Origin of the sequence: Streptomyces sp. NPDC057002 (assembly GCF_042673825.1) — a bacterium.
Lineage (GTDB): Bacteria > Actinomycetota > Actinomycetes > Streptomycetales > Streptomycetaceae > Streptomyces.
The window spans coordinates 437,462-454,517 of sequence record NZ_JBHURZ010000004.1 but is presented as its reverse complement, the minus strand read 5'-3'; the positions used below and the strand labels follow the sequence as shown (position 1 = coordinate 454,517).

The following is a 17,056-nucleotide window of genomic DNA, read 5'->3' as shown; positions in this document are numbered from 1 at the left end:
GCCCACGCCGAGGATGGTGAGGCTTTGGTCAGAAGCCGGGGCAAGACTGGCGCACGCCCTTGCGGCGAGCCCTCCTTCCGCCCCTCTGACCAGGGAGAACCATGCGCCGAACCGCCCTAGCGATGCTCACACTCGCCACCGCGTTCCTGGGGACGCAGCCCGCGACGGCCGCGACAGCAGGGGGCTGGGAACCGGCACCCTCCACACCGTGGCACGTCGCCGCCGGTGTGCGCTGCGACTTCCCCGTGCACGGCGAGCCCGTCGTCGACGAGGTGGAGCGGCGCGTTCTCAGCACCCACCCCGACGGTTCCGAGCGCCGGGTCGCCTACAGGGGCGACCTGGTCATCCGCGTCACGAACACCGGGACCGGCGCCGCCTACGACGCCGACGCGAGCGGCTCGGCCCTCGTCGAGTACCGGCCCGACGGCTCACAACTCTGGGCCGTGCACGGGCCGGTGTTCGTCGGCGTCGGGGAGGGCCAGGGCACCCTGCCGCGCGGCCTGTACATCGTCGACGGCGTCTACACGATGGACATCAGCGCCACCGGGTACAAGGCCGTACATCTCGTCCGGGGGACCACGGACGACCTGTGCGCCCGCATCGACTGACACGGGGGACCGAGGTCCGGGGCCCGTCCGACGGATCGTGCTGGATCTTGTCGGACAGGCCCCGGCCCCGGGGAACGCTCAGCGCTTGAGCGTGAAGGTGAAGTCGCCGGAGAGCCTGCCGCTCAGCCGGACCGCCGAAACGACCTTCCCCTCCGTGATCAGTCTCTCGACCTCGGCCCGGGAAAGACCGCAGCCTTCAGCGATCAGCCGCACCGGCCGGACCGGGATCCGCGCCGCGAAGCGGACCGAAACGTCGATCACCTCGCGGTCCGGGTGATCCGATCCGCCGGTGTCGAGGCGCCAGGCGTCGTTCCAGTCGAGGGCGATGCGATTGCGTCGCCGCACGACCGGATCCTGGAGCAACTCGGCTGCCAGGGCGGGGTCGTTGTCGTGCAGCCGGTCCAGCAGCTCGGGTCGTACGGAGCGCACATTCATCCGCTCCAGGACCGTGAGCTTCGCCGTCTCCCCGCAGGCGGTGCAGAGCACGAGGAGCCAGGCGTCGAGCAGCTTGTGGTTGGCGTTGACGCGGAACTTGCCGTTCGCCCGGAAGCGTTCGGACGCGCACGTATGGCAACGGCGGAGGACGAGCGGCAGGCACGTGGGCATGACCACCCAGTTTTCGAGCACAGAAGTACACCGGTTTCAGTGAGAAGTCCGCAGCAAAAAGCAGCGCGGCGCACATGCGCGACGCGCGACAGATCAGCTCTCGGGGAGGTCTCACACGGTGTACAACGGCACGTCCTAGCTCAGACGACTCGGGTCGGCAGCACGGTAATGGCGCACAGCGGCGCCGCTCCACCGGTTTTCGCGGCTTGACCCTCACGTCGCGTGAGGCCGGAGGGTGGTGCGCATGAGCGACTACTACGACGCGTTCGAGATGAGCCCCGTGCCCGCCCCCGGCCCGGACGCGGTTCCGCCGGAGCCCTTCCGTGGCATCTACGGGATGCCCGCCTTCGTCACGATCCCCACGACCGACTTGGCGGCGTCGGTGGACTTCTGGACCCGCGGGCTCGGGTTCATCGAACTGTTCGGCATCCCCGGCCGGGTGGTGCATCTGCGCCGGTGGGCGTTCCAGGACGTACTCCTCGTCCCGGCGGAGAGCGTTCCGGAGCAGGCACCGGCGATGAGCTTCAGCTTCGCGGGCGTGCTCGGCCAGGTCGATTCCCTTGTCGAGGACTGCCGTGCGTTGCGCCCGGACTCGGTCGACGGTCCACGGGACACTCCCTGGAACACCCGCGATGTCGTGGTGACCACCCCCGAGAACGCACGGATCGTCTTCACCGCGGCGAAGCCCTTCGATCCGGACAGTCAGGAGGCACGGAACCTCGCAGCCGTAGGGATCACCCCGCCCGGCGTCGGTCGTGACGACAATGAGCGGCATGCCTGATACCGCTGACGCCGATGGCCTGACCGTCGGTCAGGTCGCGGCGCGTCTGGGCGTGACGGTCCGCGCGCTGCACCACTGGGACGAGATCGGTCTGGCGCGACCGTCGCTGCGAACGCCTGCCGGATACCGGCTCTACACCGCCGGTGATCTGGAACGCCTGCACCGCATCGTCGTCTACCGTGAACTCGGCCTCGGCCTGGACAGGATCGGGGCCGTCCTGGACGACACGACCGTGGACGTGCCCGGTGCGTTGCGCGCGCAGCGCGCCCAGGTCGCGGAACGCATCGAGCGTCTCCAGCGGCTCAGTGCCGGACTGGACCGCATGATCGACGCCCACGAGCGCGGGCTGCTGCTGACCGTCGAGCAGCAGGCCGCGATCTTCGGCCCTCAGTGGGACCCGGACGGGCCCGCCCAGGCCCGTAAGCGCTACGGCGACACCACGCAGTGGCGGCAGTACGCCGAACGCTCGGCCGCTCGCGGTCCGGAGGAATGGCAGGACATCGCCGACGCCGTCGCCGGCTTCGAACGCGCCCTGGGGGATGCGCTGGACGCCGGCGTCACCCCTGGCAGCGCGGAAGCGAATCGACTCGTCGAGCGGCACCGCGAAGTCTTCGCCTCGTACTTCCCCCTCACCAGGCAGATGCAGGTCTGTCTCGGCCGCATGTATGAGGCCGATCCCGGATTCGCCGCCCACTACGACGGCATCCGCCCCGGCCTGGCCACGTGGTTCCGACGCGTCGTCGACGCGAGCGCTCGCGCCCATGGCGTCGATCCCGACACCGCGGCTTGGCAGTAGAGCGGGGGTCCTGCACGAAGCCGGAGGCGACTCACGCGAACGCCCGCCTGCAATGCCCCACCAGCTCCCGCACCGCAGGACCGTGCGACCCCTTCCAGACCAGGGCCAGCAGGGCCGGTGCCGTCACGTCCTCGATGGGGCGGGCGGCGATCCGGTCGCCATGGCTCGTGGCCATCGACTCGCTGAGGACGGCGACGCCCAGGCCGCGGGTCGCGAGGTCCGCGATGGCGTCGGCGGCGCTGGCCTGGAGGGCGATCGTGGGGTGGAGGTCCTGGGTGGTGCACGCGCGGTCGAAGAGCGTGCGCAGGCCGGTGCCCGGGGGCATGCAGATGATCGGGTGGGCGACCAGGTCGCGTAGAACGACCCGCCGCTGCCGCGCCAGAGGATGCCCGGCCGGCACCGCTACGACCAGCCGCTCGCTGATGAGCGTCAGCGCCTCGAGCCCCTCGGGGGCGGCCGTCGCCGTTCCCACGAGTGCCAGGTCGACGGTGCCGGCGCGCACCGCCTCGACGAGGCGGTCGGAGTTGTCCTCCAGCAGGGAGATCTCGACTCCCGGATGCGCGCGGTGGAACGCGGAGAGCGCGTCGAACAGCGGTGTGAGGGTGCAGCCGATGACCATCCCGACCACGAGCCGCCCCCGGATCAGGTCGGTGACCTCGTCGACCGCCTGGCCCACCGCCCCGGCCGCCGCGAGTGTCGCGCGGGCGTGGTCGAGCGCCGCCCTGCCCGCCGCGGTGAGGGTGGCGGTGCGCCCCGAGCGGTCGAACAGCTCGGCACCCAGTTCCCGCTCCAGCTGGCGGATCTGCGCGCTGACGCCCGACTGGCTGATGTGCACCCGCTCGGCGGCCCGCGTGAAGTTCTGTTCCTCGGCGACCGCGACGAAGTACTCGAGCTGCCTCAGTTCCATGACTGTGGATTCTAGTTTTCAGTAGATCCATCTGTTGGACTTCTGGTCGCAGGGTGAGCAGCCTGGAAGCACGCATCGACCTCGACGACGTTCAGGAGACCCGCCATGCCGGAGTACGAGAAGGCCCTGCGGCCCGAGGACCTCACCCGCTTGTTCGTCGAGCGGTCCAACGCCGGTGACGCGGCCGGGGTCGCCGCGCTCTACGAACAGGACGCGGTGCTGGCCTATCCGCCCGGTGAGCGGACGGTGGGGCGGGAGGCGATCCGCGCGCTGTGGGAGAAGGTGCTGGCCGGCCGGCCCCGCTTCGAGCCGGAAGCGCCCCTGCCGACGCTGGTCAGCGGTGACATCGCCCTGACGTCGACCCCGCCGAGGGACGGGGCGGGTGCCCGCGCGCAGGTGGTCCGGCGCCAGCCCGACGGCAGCTGGCTGCGCGTCCTCGACCAGCCCGAGTTCACCCCGCCGACCGGCTGAACGCGCTCACCCACCAGCTGATGCCCGGCCCTACCGCCGCCGGGCCCCCGTACTCTCCCGCCGCACCAGCCGCGTGGGCACCAACGTCGTCCCGTGCTCCGCCCCGTCCTGCCGCATCTTGTCCAGCACCCCCTCCACACACAGCCGTCCCACCTGGGCGAAGTCCTGGTGGATGGTGGTGAGGGGCGGGAGGAAGGACGCGGACTCGGGGATGTCGTCGAAGCCGATGACGCTGACGTCGTCGGGAACCCGGCGGCCCCGTTCGTGCAGGGCGCGCAGCAGGCCCAGGGCCATCTGGTCGTTGGCCGCGAACACCGCCGTGCAGTCCGGCTCGTCGGCCAGTCGCAGACCGGCCCGGTAGCCGGATTCGGCCGACCAGTCGCCGCGGACCGGGGGCGGCGTCGCCCGGCCCGCCGCCGTCAGCGTGTCGCGCCACGCGTTGGCGCGGCGCTGGGCGGCGAAGGAGCCCTCGGGTCCTGCCAGGTGCCACACCGTGTCGTGGCCGAGGTCCAGGAGATGCCGTACGGCGTCACGCGCGCCGCCCGCCTGGTCGGTGTCGACGACGGTGTAGCGGTCGCCGGCGTCCGAGTCGGCCACCACGACCTGCACACCGGGCGGGAGCGAGACCGTCGCCGCGTCCAGCAGGTGGATCTCCATGATCACGATGACGGCGTCCACGGCGAGTTCGCCCAGGCGGGAGAAGGCGCCGTTCACCTCGTCCTGGGTGGGGACGGCGACGGGCAGCAGCGTCACGGCGTAGCCGTGCTGGGCGGCGGAGGTGGCGATGGCCTCCAGGGTGCGGATGTTGCCCATGGTGGAGAGGGAGAAGGTGATCACACCGAGGGTGCGGAACTCGCCCCGGCGCAGCGCCCGGGCCGCGCTGTTGGGGCGGTAGCCCAGCTCCCGCATGGCGTCCAGGACCTGGCGGCGGGTGTCCTCGGTGACGCCCGGGAAGCCGTTGGAGACACGGGAGACGGTCTGGGAGGAGACGCCGGCGAGCTGGGCGACGTCGGCCATGGACGCGCCCTGGCGGGGGCGGCCCGCGCGCCTTCTCGTACGGCTCGTGCCCATCGGTTCGCTCTCGCCCTCCACTGTGCCCACCTGCCCCTCGCTCTCCTCGCCCCGCGACCGGCCCGACCGGCGCGAAAAATTTAGGTCCGGAACGACTCCTTGACCCCTGAGATTCGGACAGTGTAGACATCCCGCCAGTGGATGTTTACGTAAACATTGCCTAGCAGAAAACAGTAGAAACAGCCGAATCCGTACAAGAAGGCGCCACACCGCACCAGAGCCCTGGAGTACTCGAGATGGCACACCGCACCCGTAAGAGAAGGCTCCTCGGCGCCATCGGCGTCACCGCCCTGGCGACCGGAACCGTCCTGGCCACGACCACCCTGCCCGCCGCGCACGCCGAGACGGCGTCTCAGACCGCCGCGGCCGGGGTCACCGTCCGGCCCGACCCCTCCTACTCGGGGGAGAAGTTCGAGGGCTGGGGGACCAGCCTCGTCTGGTTCGCCAACGCCACCGGCGACTACCCGCCCGCGGTACGCGAGAAGCTCTACAAGCTCCTCTTCGGCGACGAGGGCCTCGCGCTGAACATCGCCCGCTACAACATCGGCGGTGGCAACGCCCCGGACGTCAAGGACTACCTGCGGGCCGGCGGAGCCGTCGAGGGCTGGTGGAAGGCGCCGGCGGGCACGACCCGCGAGGACGTCGACTGGTGGGACGCCGAGGACTCGGCCGACTGGAACAAGAACGCCGACAAGACGCAGCGCTGGTGGGTCGACCGCATCAAGAAGGACATCACCCACTGGGAGACCTTCAGCAACTCCCCGCCCTGGTTCATGACCGAGAGCGGCTACGTCTCCGGCAACTTCGACGCGGGCAAGGACCAGCTCAAGCCGGAGTCCGTGGAGGACTTCGCCAAGTACCTGGTGGGCGCGACCGAGCGGCTGGAGAAGGCGCACGGCATCAAGGTCGACACGCTCGACGCGTTCAACGAGCCGAACACCGACTACTGGGGCACCAAGCTCGGCCCGGACGGCGAGCCGACCGGCGGGCGCCAGGAGGGCGCCCACATAGGCCCCGAGATGCAGCAGAAGGTCCTGCGGGCGCTGGGTCCGGTGCTGAAGAAGTCCAAGTCGGACGCGAAGATCTCGGCGATGGACGAGACCAACCCGGGCACCTTCGCCACCAACTGGAACTCCTACCCCCAGGAGGTGCGCGACCTCGTCGACCAGATGAACGTGCACACCTACGGGACCGGGCAGCGTACGACCGTCCGCGACCTGGCCAAGGCCGCCGACAAGCCGCTGTGGATGAGCGAGGTCGAGGGCGACTGGGGCGACGGCCAGAGCTTCACGGACATGCGGCCCGGGCTGGGCCTCGCCCAGCGCATCGTCGACGATCTGCGCGAACTGGAGCCCAAGGCCTGGGTGTTCTGGCAGCCCGTCGAGGACTACGACAACATGAAGCCGGGCGGCGAGTCCGCGAAGGGCGGCAACTGGGGCGAGATCCAGCTCCCGTTCAGCTGCACCTCGAAGGACACGCTGGAGTCCTGCCCGGTCTACACGAACACCAAGTTCGACACGGCCCGCAACTTCACGCACTACATCAAGCCCGGCGACCGGCTGATCAAGACGGACGACACGTCCAGCACGGCGGCGGTCTCCCGCAAGGGCGACGCGGCGACGGTCGTCCACGTCAACAGCACGGCCGAGGCCCGTGAGGTCACCCTCGACCTGTCCAAGTTCGGCCGGGTCTCCTCCCGCGCCACCGTCACGCCCGTGGTGACCAGCGCCGACGGCAAGCTCGACAAGCAGAAGGCCGTCCGCGTCTCCGGCAAGCGGGCCACGCTCACCGTGCCCGCCCAGTCCGTGACGTCCTTCCTCGTCAAGGGCGTCTCCGGCACGGCCGAGGACGCGGCGGAGCTCCGCAAGGGCCACACCTACCGCCTGACCGGCGCCCAGAGCGGCAAGGACCTCACCATCGCCGACAACGGCACTGGCCTGGTCATCCGGAGCGCGAACGCTTCCGACCCGAGCGGTCAGCAGTGGAAGGTGGAGCAGATCCGCGGGAGCGACAACCGCAAGCGGTACGTCCTGACCGAGACGAGCGAGGACAAGCGGCTTGCCGTCCGCGACGGCGCCCTGGTGGCCGAGCCGGACGAGGGCCGCCGTGACAAGGCCACCGAGTGGATCATGTCGACCACCGGTGACGGCACGTGGACCCTCGTCAACGCCGCCACTGGTCAACTCCCGGATGTCTCCGGCCAGTCCACCAACGACGGCGCGTCCGTCGGCGTGTGGCAGCCGAACTCCGGGTCCAACCAGCGCTGGAAGCTGACGGATGTGACGACCGACTAGCCCCGCCTCGCACATCCGCCCACGACGCCCCCGCCCGCCGCCACCGTCCTGGTGGCCGGGTCGGGGGCGTCGTGCTGTGCGACCGCCGGCCTCGAAGACCCCCGGTTGGTCCGGTCGTCGCCTTCTCGTCTCAACTCGTCCACGGCCCTTTCAGGTCCGCGAAAGTAGGTCGTGGTCGGCCACTCGCCGACCGATTCCACCGAGACGGGAGACCTGCTGTGCCACGACGCCCGCTGAACCGCCGTGAACGGTTGACACTGATGGGAATCCTCCTGGGCAGTCTGGTTTCCGCCGTCGTCGGAGCGGCCATCAGCGAGACCTTCAAGGTGTTGCTGTCCTGACCGGTGCGACTCGCGACGCAGCTCCGCGCGGATCGCCTTGAGCGATGCGGTACAAGCTCCACACCGTCGCTGAATCCGTGACAGTCCGGGCGGCTACGGTTCCCATAGGCAAGGATGCATCGATGACCAGTCACACGAGTGGTTCGCGGCAAGGGAGCCAGCGGCGGATTCCGCAGCCCCTGGGCGTGACACCGGCCCCACTGCGGGACTTGAAGGACTACGTCTATCAGCTCTATGTGGAGGCCGGTGCGCCGCCGGCGCACCGGATGGCGGCCGAGATCGGGAAGGACGACGCACTCCCGGGCAGCCCTTCCAAAGCCACCATTCACCGGATCATCGGCTCCAGGGAACTCCCCACGAGCCAGGAGGACGTCGTTTCCGTCGCCCTCCTGCTCGCTCGTGAGGCGGACAAGAACCTCGGCGAGGTGGAGACGCGGGTCCGGCGGATGTGGGTCGCCGCTCACTTCACCCCGCCACTGGGCATCCCCGTAGCCGACGTCGACCCGTTCGCCCTGGAGGTGCACCGGGCGATCAGTGTTCCGGGTGAGCGGTCGCTGCCCAGCCTGCCGTCCTACGTTCCAAGGGATCACGACACCGAGTTGGGCGCCCTCGTGGACCGGGCGGCCGCGGGGGAGAGCCTGCTCGTCACGGTGGTCGGTGAGTCCTCGACCGGGAAGACCCGTGCCTGCTGGGAGGCGCTGCGGAGGCTGCCGCCCGGGTGGCGCGTATGGCATCCGTTCGATCCGAGCCGTCCGGACGCAGCACTCGTGCGCCTGGGGGAGGTCGGCCCGCAGACGGTGATCTGGCTCAACGAGGCCCAGCACTACCTCCTCTCCCCGGACGCGAGGACCGCAGAGGGCATCGCCGCCGGCCTGCGCTCGGCCCTGACCGACATGCGCCGGAGCCCGATCCTGGTCCTCGCCACTGTCTGGCCGCGCTTCTGGGAACTCCTGACGTCCCCCTCGGCTGCGGGGACGGACGACCGCTTCGACCAGCAGCGCAAGCTCCTCACCGATCTCGGCCGGTGCATCGCGGTGCCCAAGACGTTCTCGGAGAGGGACCTGCGGCAGGCACGCCGCAAGGCGCACGACGACCCGCGTCTGGCCAGCGCCTTGAAGGCGGCGGCCGACGGGCAGATCACGCAGTACCTCGCGGGCGTCCCGGAACTCATGCGGCGCTACGAGTGCGCGCCCCCGGCGGAGCAGGCCCTGGTCCACGCGGCGATGGACTACCGCAGGCTTGGGCACGGCCCCGTACTGCCCCATGAGCTCCTCGCCGAAGCCGCGGAGGGCTATATGAAGGACCAGGAGCTCGCCCTGAGCGGAAGCGGCTGGCTGGACATGGCACTGGCGTACTGTGCCATGCCGTGCCATGGGGTACCGGGACCGCTGACGCCTGTTCCGCCCCGGGGCGATGTTCTCCTGGGCACGGCGTACCGGCTCGCGGACTATCTCGAACAGCATGGCCGTATCGAGCGCCGGCTCGTATGCCCTCCGGCCTCCTTCTGGAACGCGGCGGCCCGCCACAGCCTCGGCACCGACGACACCGTCGCGCTGGCTCGTGCCGCGCAGCAGAGGGGACGGCTGCGGGCCGCAGCGGCGCTCTACCAACGAGTTGTGCGGGCCGGAGACATCGACGTGCGGCCCGAACTGGCCGGGCTCGCCGAGGGCGTGGGAGATGACAACGCGGCGAAGAAGCTCTATGAGGCCGCGTGGCGGGACGATCACGTGGCGCGCTGGGAACTCGTACGGCTGCGCGAGATCAAGGGTGAGCCGGGCAGGGCCGAGGAACTGGCGCACGAGGCCGCCAATCAGGGCGACAGCACGTCGCTGACCCGGTTGGCCCGGCTTCGGCAGGAGGCCGGTGACGAGGAGGGGGCGCAGCGGCTGACGAGGAACGCTGCTGCCAGAGGGAAGATCAGGACGTTCGCGGGACTGGCCCGGTCGAGGGAAGAGGCGGGAGACCGGGCGGAGGCGGATGCTCTGGCGTTCCTGGCCTTGGACCAGACGGGCAGCACGTACGCCCTGTCCGAGCTGGCGGGCATGCGAGACAAGGCGGGAGACGGCGAGGCGGCGGAGCGTCTGGTGCTCGCCGCGGCCGGGCGCGGGAAGGTGCGTCCCGCCATCAGGCTGGCCTGCATACGGCGGCAGGCCAGGGACTGGCAGGGCGCGGCGCGGGCCCTCGACCTCGCCGCCGGCTCGGGCAGCATCTTCGCCCTGACCGAGCTCGCCCGTCTGATGCGACGGTGGGGGGACGACGACGGGGCGGAGCGGTTTCTGCGCACGGCCGTGCAGCGGGGCAGCATGTTCGCCCTGACCGAGCTGGCCCGGCTGCGGGAGAAGGCGGGCGACAGCCAGGCCGCGCTTCTGCTCTACCGCAGCGCGGCCGAGCGCGGAAGCACGGACGCGCTGGCGCACCTCGCCCTGCTGAAGGAGGAAGAGGGGGCCAGCGCGGAAGCCGAGCGTATGGCGTGCAGCGCCGCGGACGGGGGCAGTACGTTCGCGTTGCTCGAACTGTCGTGGCTGCGCGAGAAGACCAGCGACCGGCAGGGCGCCGAGCGCCTGGCCCAGACCGCACACCGTGCGGGGAATTCGGGGGCGCTCGTTCTGCTGGCGCGGTTACGGGAGAAGGCCGGGGATCAGCAGGGTGCCGAAGGCCTCGTCCTTCAGGCCGCAGGTGCCGGCGACAGCCGTGTGCTCAACGAGTTCGTGCTGCGCAGGGAGAAGGCCGGTGACAGTGAAGGAGCCGAACGCCTCGCCACGGCCGGAGGCGGCAAGGTGGTGCTGCTGCTCGCTCGGCTCTGGGAGTCGGACGGCAGGCGGGCCGAGGCGGAGCGGCTCTACCGGCACGCCGCCAAGCGGGGCGAGACACAGGCACTGCGGGAGATGGCCCGTCTGAAGCATCAGGCCGACGATCACGACGCGGCGGAGGACTATGCCCGCGATGCGGCATGTGCCGGTCACGTGGAGGCACTCTGCGACCTCGCATGCATGTGCGCCGAAAGGGGCCTGACCGATGACGCCGACCGCCTTCACAGGGCCGCGATCGACGCAGGATACGGCGGTGCGCTGAGACACCTCGCGGAACTGCGGGGTCGGACGGACCCGCGCTGGGAGGACCTTCCGCGCTACGGCCTCACCGCGGACGGCGACCTGTCAGGCCCCTGGTTCGTCGAGTCGTCCGAAAGGCCGAGGCCCTGACTGAGGCCCGCTCGTGACGAGCCCGCCCCGCACTGGGGCTCGGCATCGCCATGTGCCTGATCCCGGCCACGCGGTTCGGGTACGTCGTCTACCCGCTGGTGCCGATGGGGTGGTTCCGGCTCACGGCGAAGGGCGAAGACCGAAGGGCGAAAGGCGCCGGTCCGAGGTGGGCTTGAGGCCGGATCAGGCGCCCTCCTGTGGCCGGCGGCCGGGCCAACTACCGTGGTGGGCAAGGGACAGGCCGTCACACCGTGGGTGAGGCGAAGCCACCTGAACGGGGAGCAACGGGGAGCAGGCAATGAGCAAGCGCAGCACTCTCGGCGGCAGTGCGCACGCCGACCGGGTCTTCCGGGTCCAGCGGGCCTTCACCGAGGTCGAAGGCCAGATGCACGGGCCCGGTGAGTTGGCCGAGGCGACAGGGCTGGACGACTCGACCGTGCACCGGATCCTCCAGTCCGGTGTGTACGACGGCATTTTCGCCCGGGAAGGGCACGGTCTGTACCGCTTGGGGGCGGGGGCCGCGCGGCTGGGGCTGAAATCCCTCGCCCACGCGCCCAACGCTCGTGTCGCGCACGCCGTTCTGGAGGATCTGCACACGGCGACCGACGGCGGACTGGCGTTCCTCTTCGCTCTGGCGCCCTTCGGGGGTGCCGGGAAACAGTGCCTGGACATGGCTGTCGGCGCGTCGGACCTGTCCGAGCTCGGCGTCTCCCCCCGGGCGCTGGTGGAGCTGTGCCGGTCGCTGCGGACGGGGGCGGCCGGGCGGGCCATCCTCGCGTTCCTGCCGAAGGTGATCCAGGACGGTGTGCTGGCCGAGCCCGTGCCCGACGGCGCCGGGCCGGGGGCGTTCCGCGACGACGCACGGCTGCTCGCCTCCCTGGAGTCCGTCCGCAAGGAAGGGCTCGCGCTCGACGTCGAGGAGTGGGCGGAGGGCTGGGTCGGCTGCGCGGCGCCCGTGCGCTGGGACGGGCTGATCATGGGGTCCGTGGCGGTGCTGAAGCCCGGTCACGACATGTCGGCCTGCTCGGTGTCCGCGGTGCGGGCGGTACGGCGAGCCGCGTCCTGCTTCACGCCCGGCGACGATGATCACGGCCCGTGGTCCGAGGAGGCCCCGGGGTCGTACTGAGCGCTGCCGGAGGATGCCGGCAATTCCGGGGTCCGGCGAGTTACCGGTGAGTTCGCGGCGAGTTCGCGGCGAGTTCGCGGTTAATTGAAAGTGCCCGCGCGGAGCAGTCGTATTCACCGGATCTCCCGCTTCTCGCGAGACGGGATTCCCTGGATTCCTGGATATCCCGCCCTGCGGGAGAGTCCCGATTTCGCTTGACATGCGGTGTGGCGACCCTCGAATAATCGAAGGGAAAGGGAGCGCCTCAAAGGCGAGGAGTCCCGCCTCCAACTGACGGAGAGAGACCCGAGGATGACGGTCCGATCCGCGGCTCCGGTCGAGAGCCCCGCCCCGGCATCAGGCTTAGCAACCCACGCCGACACCCCCACCGACAACCACTCCGCCCTGCGCGACAGCGTCGCCCTCCTGCACGCCACCCGGCGCGAAGCGGAGCAAGGGCCGAGCGAGCGCGCCACCGAACAACAGCACGCCCGCGGCAAACTGACCGCGCGGGAACGGCTTGACCTGCTCTTCGACGACGGCTCCTTCCACGAGATGGAGCGGCTGCGGCGGCACCGGGCCACCGGCTTCGGACTGGAGCACCGCAGGCCTCACACCGACGGCGTCGTCACCGGCTGGGGCACCGTGCACGGCCGCACCGTCTTCGCCTACGCCCATGACTTCCGCATCTTCGGCGGGTCCCTGGGCGAGGCGCACGCCGCCAAGATCCACAAGATCATGGACATGGCCCTTTCGGCGGGAGCACCCCTGGTCTCCCTCAACGACGGCGCGGGCGCCCGTATCCAGGAGGGAGTATCGGCGCTCGCCGGATACGGGGGCATATTCCAGCGCAATACCAAAGCGTCCGGGGTGATACCGCAGATCGCGGTGATGCTCGGCCCGTGCGCGGGCGGGGCCGCCTATTCTCCGGCTCTCAACGACTTCGTCTTCATGGTGCGCGGCACCTCTCAGATGTTCATCACCGGTCCCGATGTGGTGCGGTCGGTGACAGGCGAGGAGATCTCCCACGAGGGGCTGGGCGGCGCCGATGTCCACGGCGCGGTGTCCGGCGTCGCCGGCTTCGTCCACGACGACGAGACCGAGTGTCTGGAGGAGGTCCGCCACCTGCTCTCCCTGCTGCCGTCCAACAACCGCGAGACGCCGCCGTCCTACGACTGCGCCGACCCCGCCGGACGCGCCGGCGAGGCGCTCGCCGACCTGGTGCCGGCCGACGGCAACCGCCCCTACGACATGCGCGCCGTGATCGAGGAGGTGGTCGACGAGGGCGACTGGCTGGAGACGCACGCGGGCTGGGCGACCAGCGTGCTGTGCGGACTGGCCCGGCTGGACGGGCAGACCGTCGGCGTCGTCGCCAGCCAGCCGACCAGCCTCGCGGGCGTGCTGGACATCCATGCCTCCGAGAAGGCCGCCCGCTTCATCTCCGTCTGCGACGCCTTCAGCATCCCCCTGGTCACCCTGGTCGACGTGCCGGGTTTCCTGCCGGGGGTCGACCAGGAGCACGGCGGCATCATCCGGCACGGCGCCAAGCTGCTGTACGCGTACTGCAACGCCACCGTGCCGAGGATCTCGGTGGTGCTGCGCAAGGCGTACGGGGGCGCGTACATCGTCATGGACTCCCGGTCCATCGGCGCCGACGCCGCCTACGCCTGGCCCACCAACGAGATCGCGGTGATGGGCGCGGAGGGCGCCGCGGGTGTCGTCTTCCGGCGGGAGATCGCCGCGTCCGACGATCCCGAGGCGACCCGCGAGCGGCTCGTCAAGGAGTACAAGGCCGAGCTGATGCATCCCTACCACGCCGCCGAGCGGGGCCTCGTCGACGACGTCATCGACCCGGCGGAGACCCGCGCCACGCTGATCGAGACGCTGCGCGCGCTGCGGGCCAAACACGCCGACCTGCCGTCCCGCAAGCACGGCAACCCACCCACCTGACCAGCCGCCCGGGGACGATGCACGCCGCGACCGGCAGGGGAGCCGAGCGCATGAATCACCGACTCAACCCGATCGACGAGGTCTTCCTCGCCATGGGATCCAGGGGATCCCGAGGATCCGTGGCGCGGGAAGCCGGCCTGACCCACGGACAGTTCCTCCGGTTCCGGGGGAGCCCGCCGCCCCTGAGCGACCTGTACGACCTCCTGAAGCAGCGGTTGCCCGCGCTCCCGGGACTGACCCACCGCATGACACCGGGCCCCGGACGCCCCCGGCGCGAGCCGGACCCGGGCTTCGATCCGGCGGCGCATCTGCGCGAGGAGGAGTTCCCGCCGGGGACGCCCCTCGACACCGTCCTGACCGCGCTGGTCCGTGAGCCGCTGCCGGACAGCGCCCCGCTGTGGTCGGCGCACCTCGTGCACGGCTGGGCCGACGACGAGTTCGCGGTCTGCTTCCGGGTCCACCACAGTGCCGAGGACGGCATGGGCGCCTCCCACATCGTCTCCTCGCTGTTCGGCGACCCCGGCCTGGAGGACGGCAAACGGCGTTCGTCGGGTGTGCGGCCGCTCGTCAGCGGTTCTCCCGGCGAACTGGCCCGGGGCACGGTGAGCGTGGGCACCGGACTCGCCCGCGCCCTGCTGCCCGCCCAGCCCTGGCCGCGGGCGCCCAGGCCCTGCGCCGAACGCCTCGGCGTGGCCGCGGCCGGTGCGACCTGGAACGAACTGCGAGAGCTGAGCCACCGGTTCGGCGCCACCCTCAACGACGCGTTCCTGATGACCCTGTGGAAGGCCGTCGACGACTGGGCGGCCGACGGCGACGAGGAGATCCGGGCGCGCTTTCGCACGGCACCGGTTCCGGTCCGGATGCCGCTCAGCACCCGCGTGCCCGGCGAGGACGCCCTCGTCGGCAACCACCTCACCACCGCGGTCGTCAACCTGCCCGAGCGGGGCACGCCGTTCGACGTCGCCTTCGGGCAACTCGCCGAGCGGACCCGGCGGATGCGCGCCCACGGCCTGCGGCCGGCCAGCAGGGTCCTGGTCGGGATCCTGCCCGCGCCGGTGACCCGGTGGACGGTACGCCGGCTGCTCAGCCCGCACGCCTCACCGCTGTACGCCTCCAACTTCACCCTGCCCACGGCGCTGTCCTTCGGCGGCGCCCCCGCCGTCGACGCGACCCCGATCGGCGTCCTGCTGCCGGGCAACGCCCTGTCCGTGACGCTGCTCTCCTACGGGCAGCGGGTCCGGGTCGGCTTCCTGTACGACCGCGCCCTGCCCGACGCGCGGCGGCTGGCCGGCCTGTGGCGCGAGGCGCTGGACACCCTGTCCGTCTCCGCCTGACCCGCCCCCCATACCCCGAAATTGACTCCCGTACGTCCGACGAAGGATCTCCTGTGTTCGGTTGGCCCCCTTCCCGTGGAAACGCAGTGTCGACGCTGATCGTGAGCGCCCTCGCGGTGTTCATGGCCGCGTTGGACAACCTCGTGGTGATCACCGCGCTGCCCGCCATCCAGAAGTCCCTGGGAACCGATCTCCAGGAACTGGAATGGACGGTGAACGCCTACACCCTGTCCTTCGCCGTCTTCCTGATGGGCGGCTCCGCCGCGGGCGACCGCTTCGGACGCCGGCGGATGTTCCTGATCGGTCTCACAGTGTTCACGGCCGCGTCGGCGGGCTGTGCGCTGGCCGGCTCGCCCGGGGAGCTGATCACCGCCCGGGCCGTGCAGGGCTTCGGCGCGGCCATCGTCATGCCGCTGACCCTGACGCTGCTGACCGAGGCGGTCTCCGAGCGGCGGCGCGGCATCGCCCTCGGAGTGTGGGGCGCGCTCAGCGGACTGGCCGTAGCGCTCGGCCCGCTGATCGGCGGGGCCGTCGTGGAGAAGATCTCCTGGGAGTGGATCTTCTGGGTCAATGTGCCGATCGGCGCCGCCGTGCTGCTGCTCGGCGTGTGGCAGCTGGCCGAGAGCAAGCAGGCCGGAGCCCGGCTCGACATCGTCGGCACCGTCCTGGTCAGCCTCGGCATGCTCGGTGTGGTCTTCGCGCTGGTGAGCACCACCAACGACGGCTGGACCAGCGCCAAGGTGCTCGGCTCCCTGATCGCCGGGCTCGTGCTGCTCGTGGCGTTCGTGCTGTGGGAACTGCGCGCCCGGACGCCGATGCTGCCGATGCGCCTGTTCGCCAACCGGGCCTTCAGCGCCGTCAACGTCACCAGCATGCTGATGTTCGCGGCCATGTTCGGACTGGTCTTCCTGCTCACCCAGTTCATGCAGAACATCCAGGGCTTCTCGCCGCTGGAGGCGGGTGTGCGGATGCTCGCGTGGACGGCGATGCCCGTGGTGATCGCCCCGCTCGCGTCCTTCCTGACCGCCTGGATCGGCAACCGGCTCGTGGTGGCGCTGGGACTGCTGGCCGAGGCCGTCGCGCTCGGCTGGCTCGCCTCGGTGACCGAGGTGCACACCGAGTACACCGACCAGGTGCCCGGCCTGGTGCTGGGCGGCATCGGTCTCGGACTGTTCTTCGCGCCGACCGCCGAGATGGCGATGAACGTCGTCAAGCCGCGCGAGCAGGGCATCGCCTCCGGCGCCAACAACACCTTCCGCGAACTCGGCGGTGTCCTCGGTGTCGCGGTCCTCACCTCGATCTTCACCTCCTACGGCGGCTACGGCACCCCGCAGCAGTTCGTCGACGGGCTGGTGCCCGCCACCTGGGCCGGGGCCGGATTCGCCGCGCTCGGCGTGCTGGCGATGCTCACCGCGCCGCGCCGCTCCAAGCAGAGCCGGACGGCCGAGGCGGCCCGGGGCTCCTCCGCCCGCGAAACCGACGCGAGCGCGTCCTCCGAGGCCGGCGCGTCTCCCGAGGCCGGCGGGCCGGCCGAGCGGGAGAAGAGCGGGGCCGGCAGCGCCGCGCGGCGGCGATGACGTACGAGCGATTCG

The 17,056-nt window shown here is 70.9% G+C and carries 13 protein-coding genes; 10 read left to right on the top strand and 3 right to left on the bottom strand.

Annotated elements, in window-relative coordinates; genetic code table 11:
• Nucleotides 1-101: 101 nt before the first annotated feature.
• Complete coding sequence (locus ACFT32_RS22075) at nt 102-608, top strand: hypothetical protein (protein WP_382491751.1); 507 nt, start codon at nt 102-104, stop codon at nt 606-608.
• Between the two features lie 78 nt (nt 609-686).
• On the opposite strand, the gene ACFT32_RS22070 is transcribed toward ACFT32_RS22075, so the two are convergent.
• A complete protein-coding gene (locus ACFT32_RS22070; RefSeq protein WP_382491749.1) occupies nt 687-1,214 on the bottom strand; it encodes a DUF1062 domain-containing protein in 528 nt (175 codons plus the stop codon).
• Nucleotides 1,215-1,458: 244 nt separating this feature from the next.
• Here ACFT32_RS22070 and ACFT32_RS22065 point away from each other — a divergent pair, with 244 nt between their 5' ends.
• Both ACFT32_RS22065 and ACFT32_RS22060 read left to right on the top strand, forming a co-directional pair.
• Complete coding sequence (locus tag ACFT32_RS22065; RefSeq protein ID WP_382491746.1) at nt 1,459-1,995, top strand: VOC family protein; 537 nt, start codon at nt 1,459-1,461, stop codon at nt 1,993-1,995.
• Nucleotides 1,988-2,791 (top strand): MerR family transcriptional regulator, encoded by an 804-nt coding sequence (locus ACFT32_RS22060; RefSeq protein ID WP_382491743.1) that lies wholly within the window; start codon nt 1,988-1,990, stop codon nt 2,789-2,791. Before ACFT32_RS22065 ends, ACFT32_RS22060 begins: the two co-directional genes overlap by 8 nt.
• Nucleotides 2,792-2,822: 31 nt before the next feature.
• On the opposite strand, the gene ACFT32_RS22055 is transcribed toward ACFT32_RS22060, so the two are convergent.
• Nucleotides 2,823-3,698 carry a LysR family transcriptional regulator gene (locus tag ACFT32_RS22055; RefSeq protein ID WP_382491741.1) on the bottom strand — a complete coding sequence of 292 codons (876 nt, stop codon included), beginning with the start codon at nt 3,696-3,698 and terminating at the stop codon, nt 2,823-2,825.
• A gap of 105 nt (nt 3,699-3,803) precedes the next feature.
• Here ACFT32_RS22055 and ACFT32_RS22050 point away from each other — a divergent pair, with 105 nt between their 5' ends.
• On the top strand, nt 3,804-4,169 hold the full coding sequence (locus ACFT32_RS22050) for a YybH family protein (protein WP_382491739.1): 366 nt from the start codon (nt 3,804-3,806) through the stop codon (nt 4,167-4,169).
• Between the two features lie 30 nt (nt 4,170-4,199).
• Here ACFT32_RS22050 and ACFT32_RS22045 read toward each other — a convergent pair whose 3' ends face one another.
• Nucleotides 4,200-5,186: a LacI family DNA-binding transcriptional regulator gene (locus ACFT32_RS22045; protein WP_382492727.1), complete on the bottom strand. Its 987-nt coding sequence runs from the start codon at nt 5,184-5,186 to the stop codon at nt 4,200-4,202.
• A 290-nt stretch (nt 5,187-5,476) separates the two neighbouring features.
• Between ACFT32_RS22045 and ACFT32_RS22040 the strand changes: the two genes are divergently transcribed.
• The 6 genes from ACFT32_RS22040 (at nt 5,477) to ACFT32_RS22015 (ending at nt 17,041) form a co-directional block, all read left to right on the top strand.
• Entirely contained in the window at nt 5,477-7,534 is a 2,058-nt protein-coding gene (locus ACFT32_RS22040) for a glycoside hydrolase (protein WP_382491736.1), read from the top strand.
• 463 nt (nt 7,535-7,997) lie between these two features.
• Nucleotides 7,998-11,075, top strand: coding sequence for a hypothetical protein (locus tag ACFT32_RS22035; RefSeq protein WP_382491733.1), 3,078 nt, complete (start codon nt 7,998-8,000; stop codon nt 11,073-11,075).
• Nucleotides 11,076-11,373: 298 nt separating this feature from the next.
• A complete protein-coding gene (locus ACFT32_RS22030) occupies nt 11,374-12,201 on the top strand; it encodes an IclR family transcriptional regulator (RefSeq protein ID WP_382491731.1) in 828 nt (275 codons plus the stop codon).
• Between the two features lie 291 nt (nt 12,202-12,492).
• Nucleotides 12,493-14,130, top strand: a complete 1,638-nt coding sequence (locus ACFT32_RS22025; protein WP_382491728.1) for an acyl-CoA carboxylase subunit beta — start codon at nt 12,493-12,495, stop codon at nt 14,128-14,130.
• 50 nt (nt 14,131-14,180) lie between these two features.
• The gene (locus ACFT32_RS22020) at nt 14,181-15,464 is read left to right on the top strand and encodes a wax ester/triacylglycerol synthase domain-containing protein (RefSeq protein ID WP_382491726.1); all 1,284 of its coding nucleotides are present in this window, start codon (nt 14,181-14,183) and stop codon (nt 15,462-15,464) included.
• Nucleotides 15,465-15,550: 86 nt separating this feature from the next.
• Complete coding sequence (locus tag ACFT32_RS22015; RefSeq protein ID WP_382491723.1) at nt 15,551-17,041, top strand: MFS transporter; 1,491 nt, start codon at nt 15,551-15,553, stop codon at nt 17,039-17,041.
• Nucleotides 17,042-17,056: the final 15 nt, after the last annotated feature.

Bases quoted from the DNA above. Each gene is read 5' to 3' on its own strand.
- ACFT32_RS22075 (WP_382491751.1), top strand. From the start codon at position 102: ATGCGCCGAACCGCCCTAGCGATGCTCACACTCGCCACCGCGTTCCTG.
- ACFT32_RS22070 (WP_382491749.1), bottom strand. From the start codon at position 1,214: ATGCCCACGTGCCTGCCGCTCGTCCTCCGCCGTTGCCATACGTGCGCG.
- ACFT32_RS22065 (WP_382491746.1), top strand. From the start codon at position 1,459: ATGAGCGACTACTACGACGCGTTCGAGATGAGCCCCGTGCCCGCCCCC.
- ACFT32_RS22060 (WP_382491743.1), top strand. From the start codon at position 1,988: ATGCCTGATACCGCTGACGCCGATGGCCTGACCGTCGGTCAGGTCGCG.
- ACFT32_RS22055 (WP_382491741.1), bottom strand. From the start codon at position 3,698: ATGGAACTGAGGCAGCTCGAGTACTTCGTCGCGGTCGCCGAGGAACAG.
- ACFT32_RS22050 (WP_382491739.1), top strand. From the start codon at position 3,804: ATGCCGGAGTACGAGAAGGCCCTGCGGCCCGAGGACCTCACCCGCTTG.
- ACFT32_RS22045 (WP_382492727.1), bottom strand. From the start codon at position 5,186: ATGGCCGACGTCGCCCAGCTCGCCGGCGTCTCCTCCCAGACCGTCTCC.
- ACFT32_RS22040 (WP_382491736.1), top strand. From the start codon at position 5,477: ATGGCACACCGCACCCGTAAGAGAAGGCTCCTCGGCGCCATCGGCGTC.
- ACFT32_RS22035 (WP_382491733.1), top strand. From the start codon at position 7,998: ATGACCAGTCACACGAGTGGTTCGCGGCAAGGGAGCCAGCGGCGGATT.
- ACFT32_RS22030 (WP_382491731.1), top strand. From the start codon at position 11,374: ATGAGCAAGCGCAGCACTCTCGGCGGCAGTGCGCACGCCGACCGGGTC.
- ACFT32_RS22025 (WP_382491728.1), top strand. From the start codon at position 12,493: ATGACGGTCCGATCCGCGGCTCCGGTCGAGAGCCCCGCCCCGGCATCA.
- ACFT32_RS22020 (WP_382491726.1), top strand. From the start codon at position 14,181: ATGAATCACCGACTCAACCCGATCGACGAGGTCTTCCTCGCCATGGGA.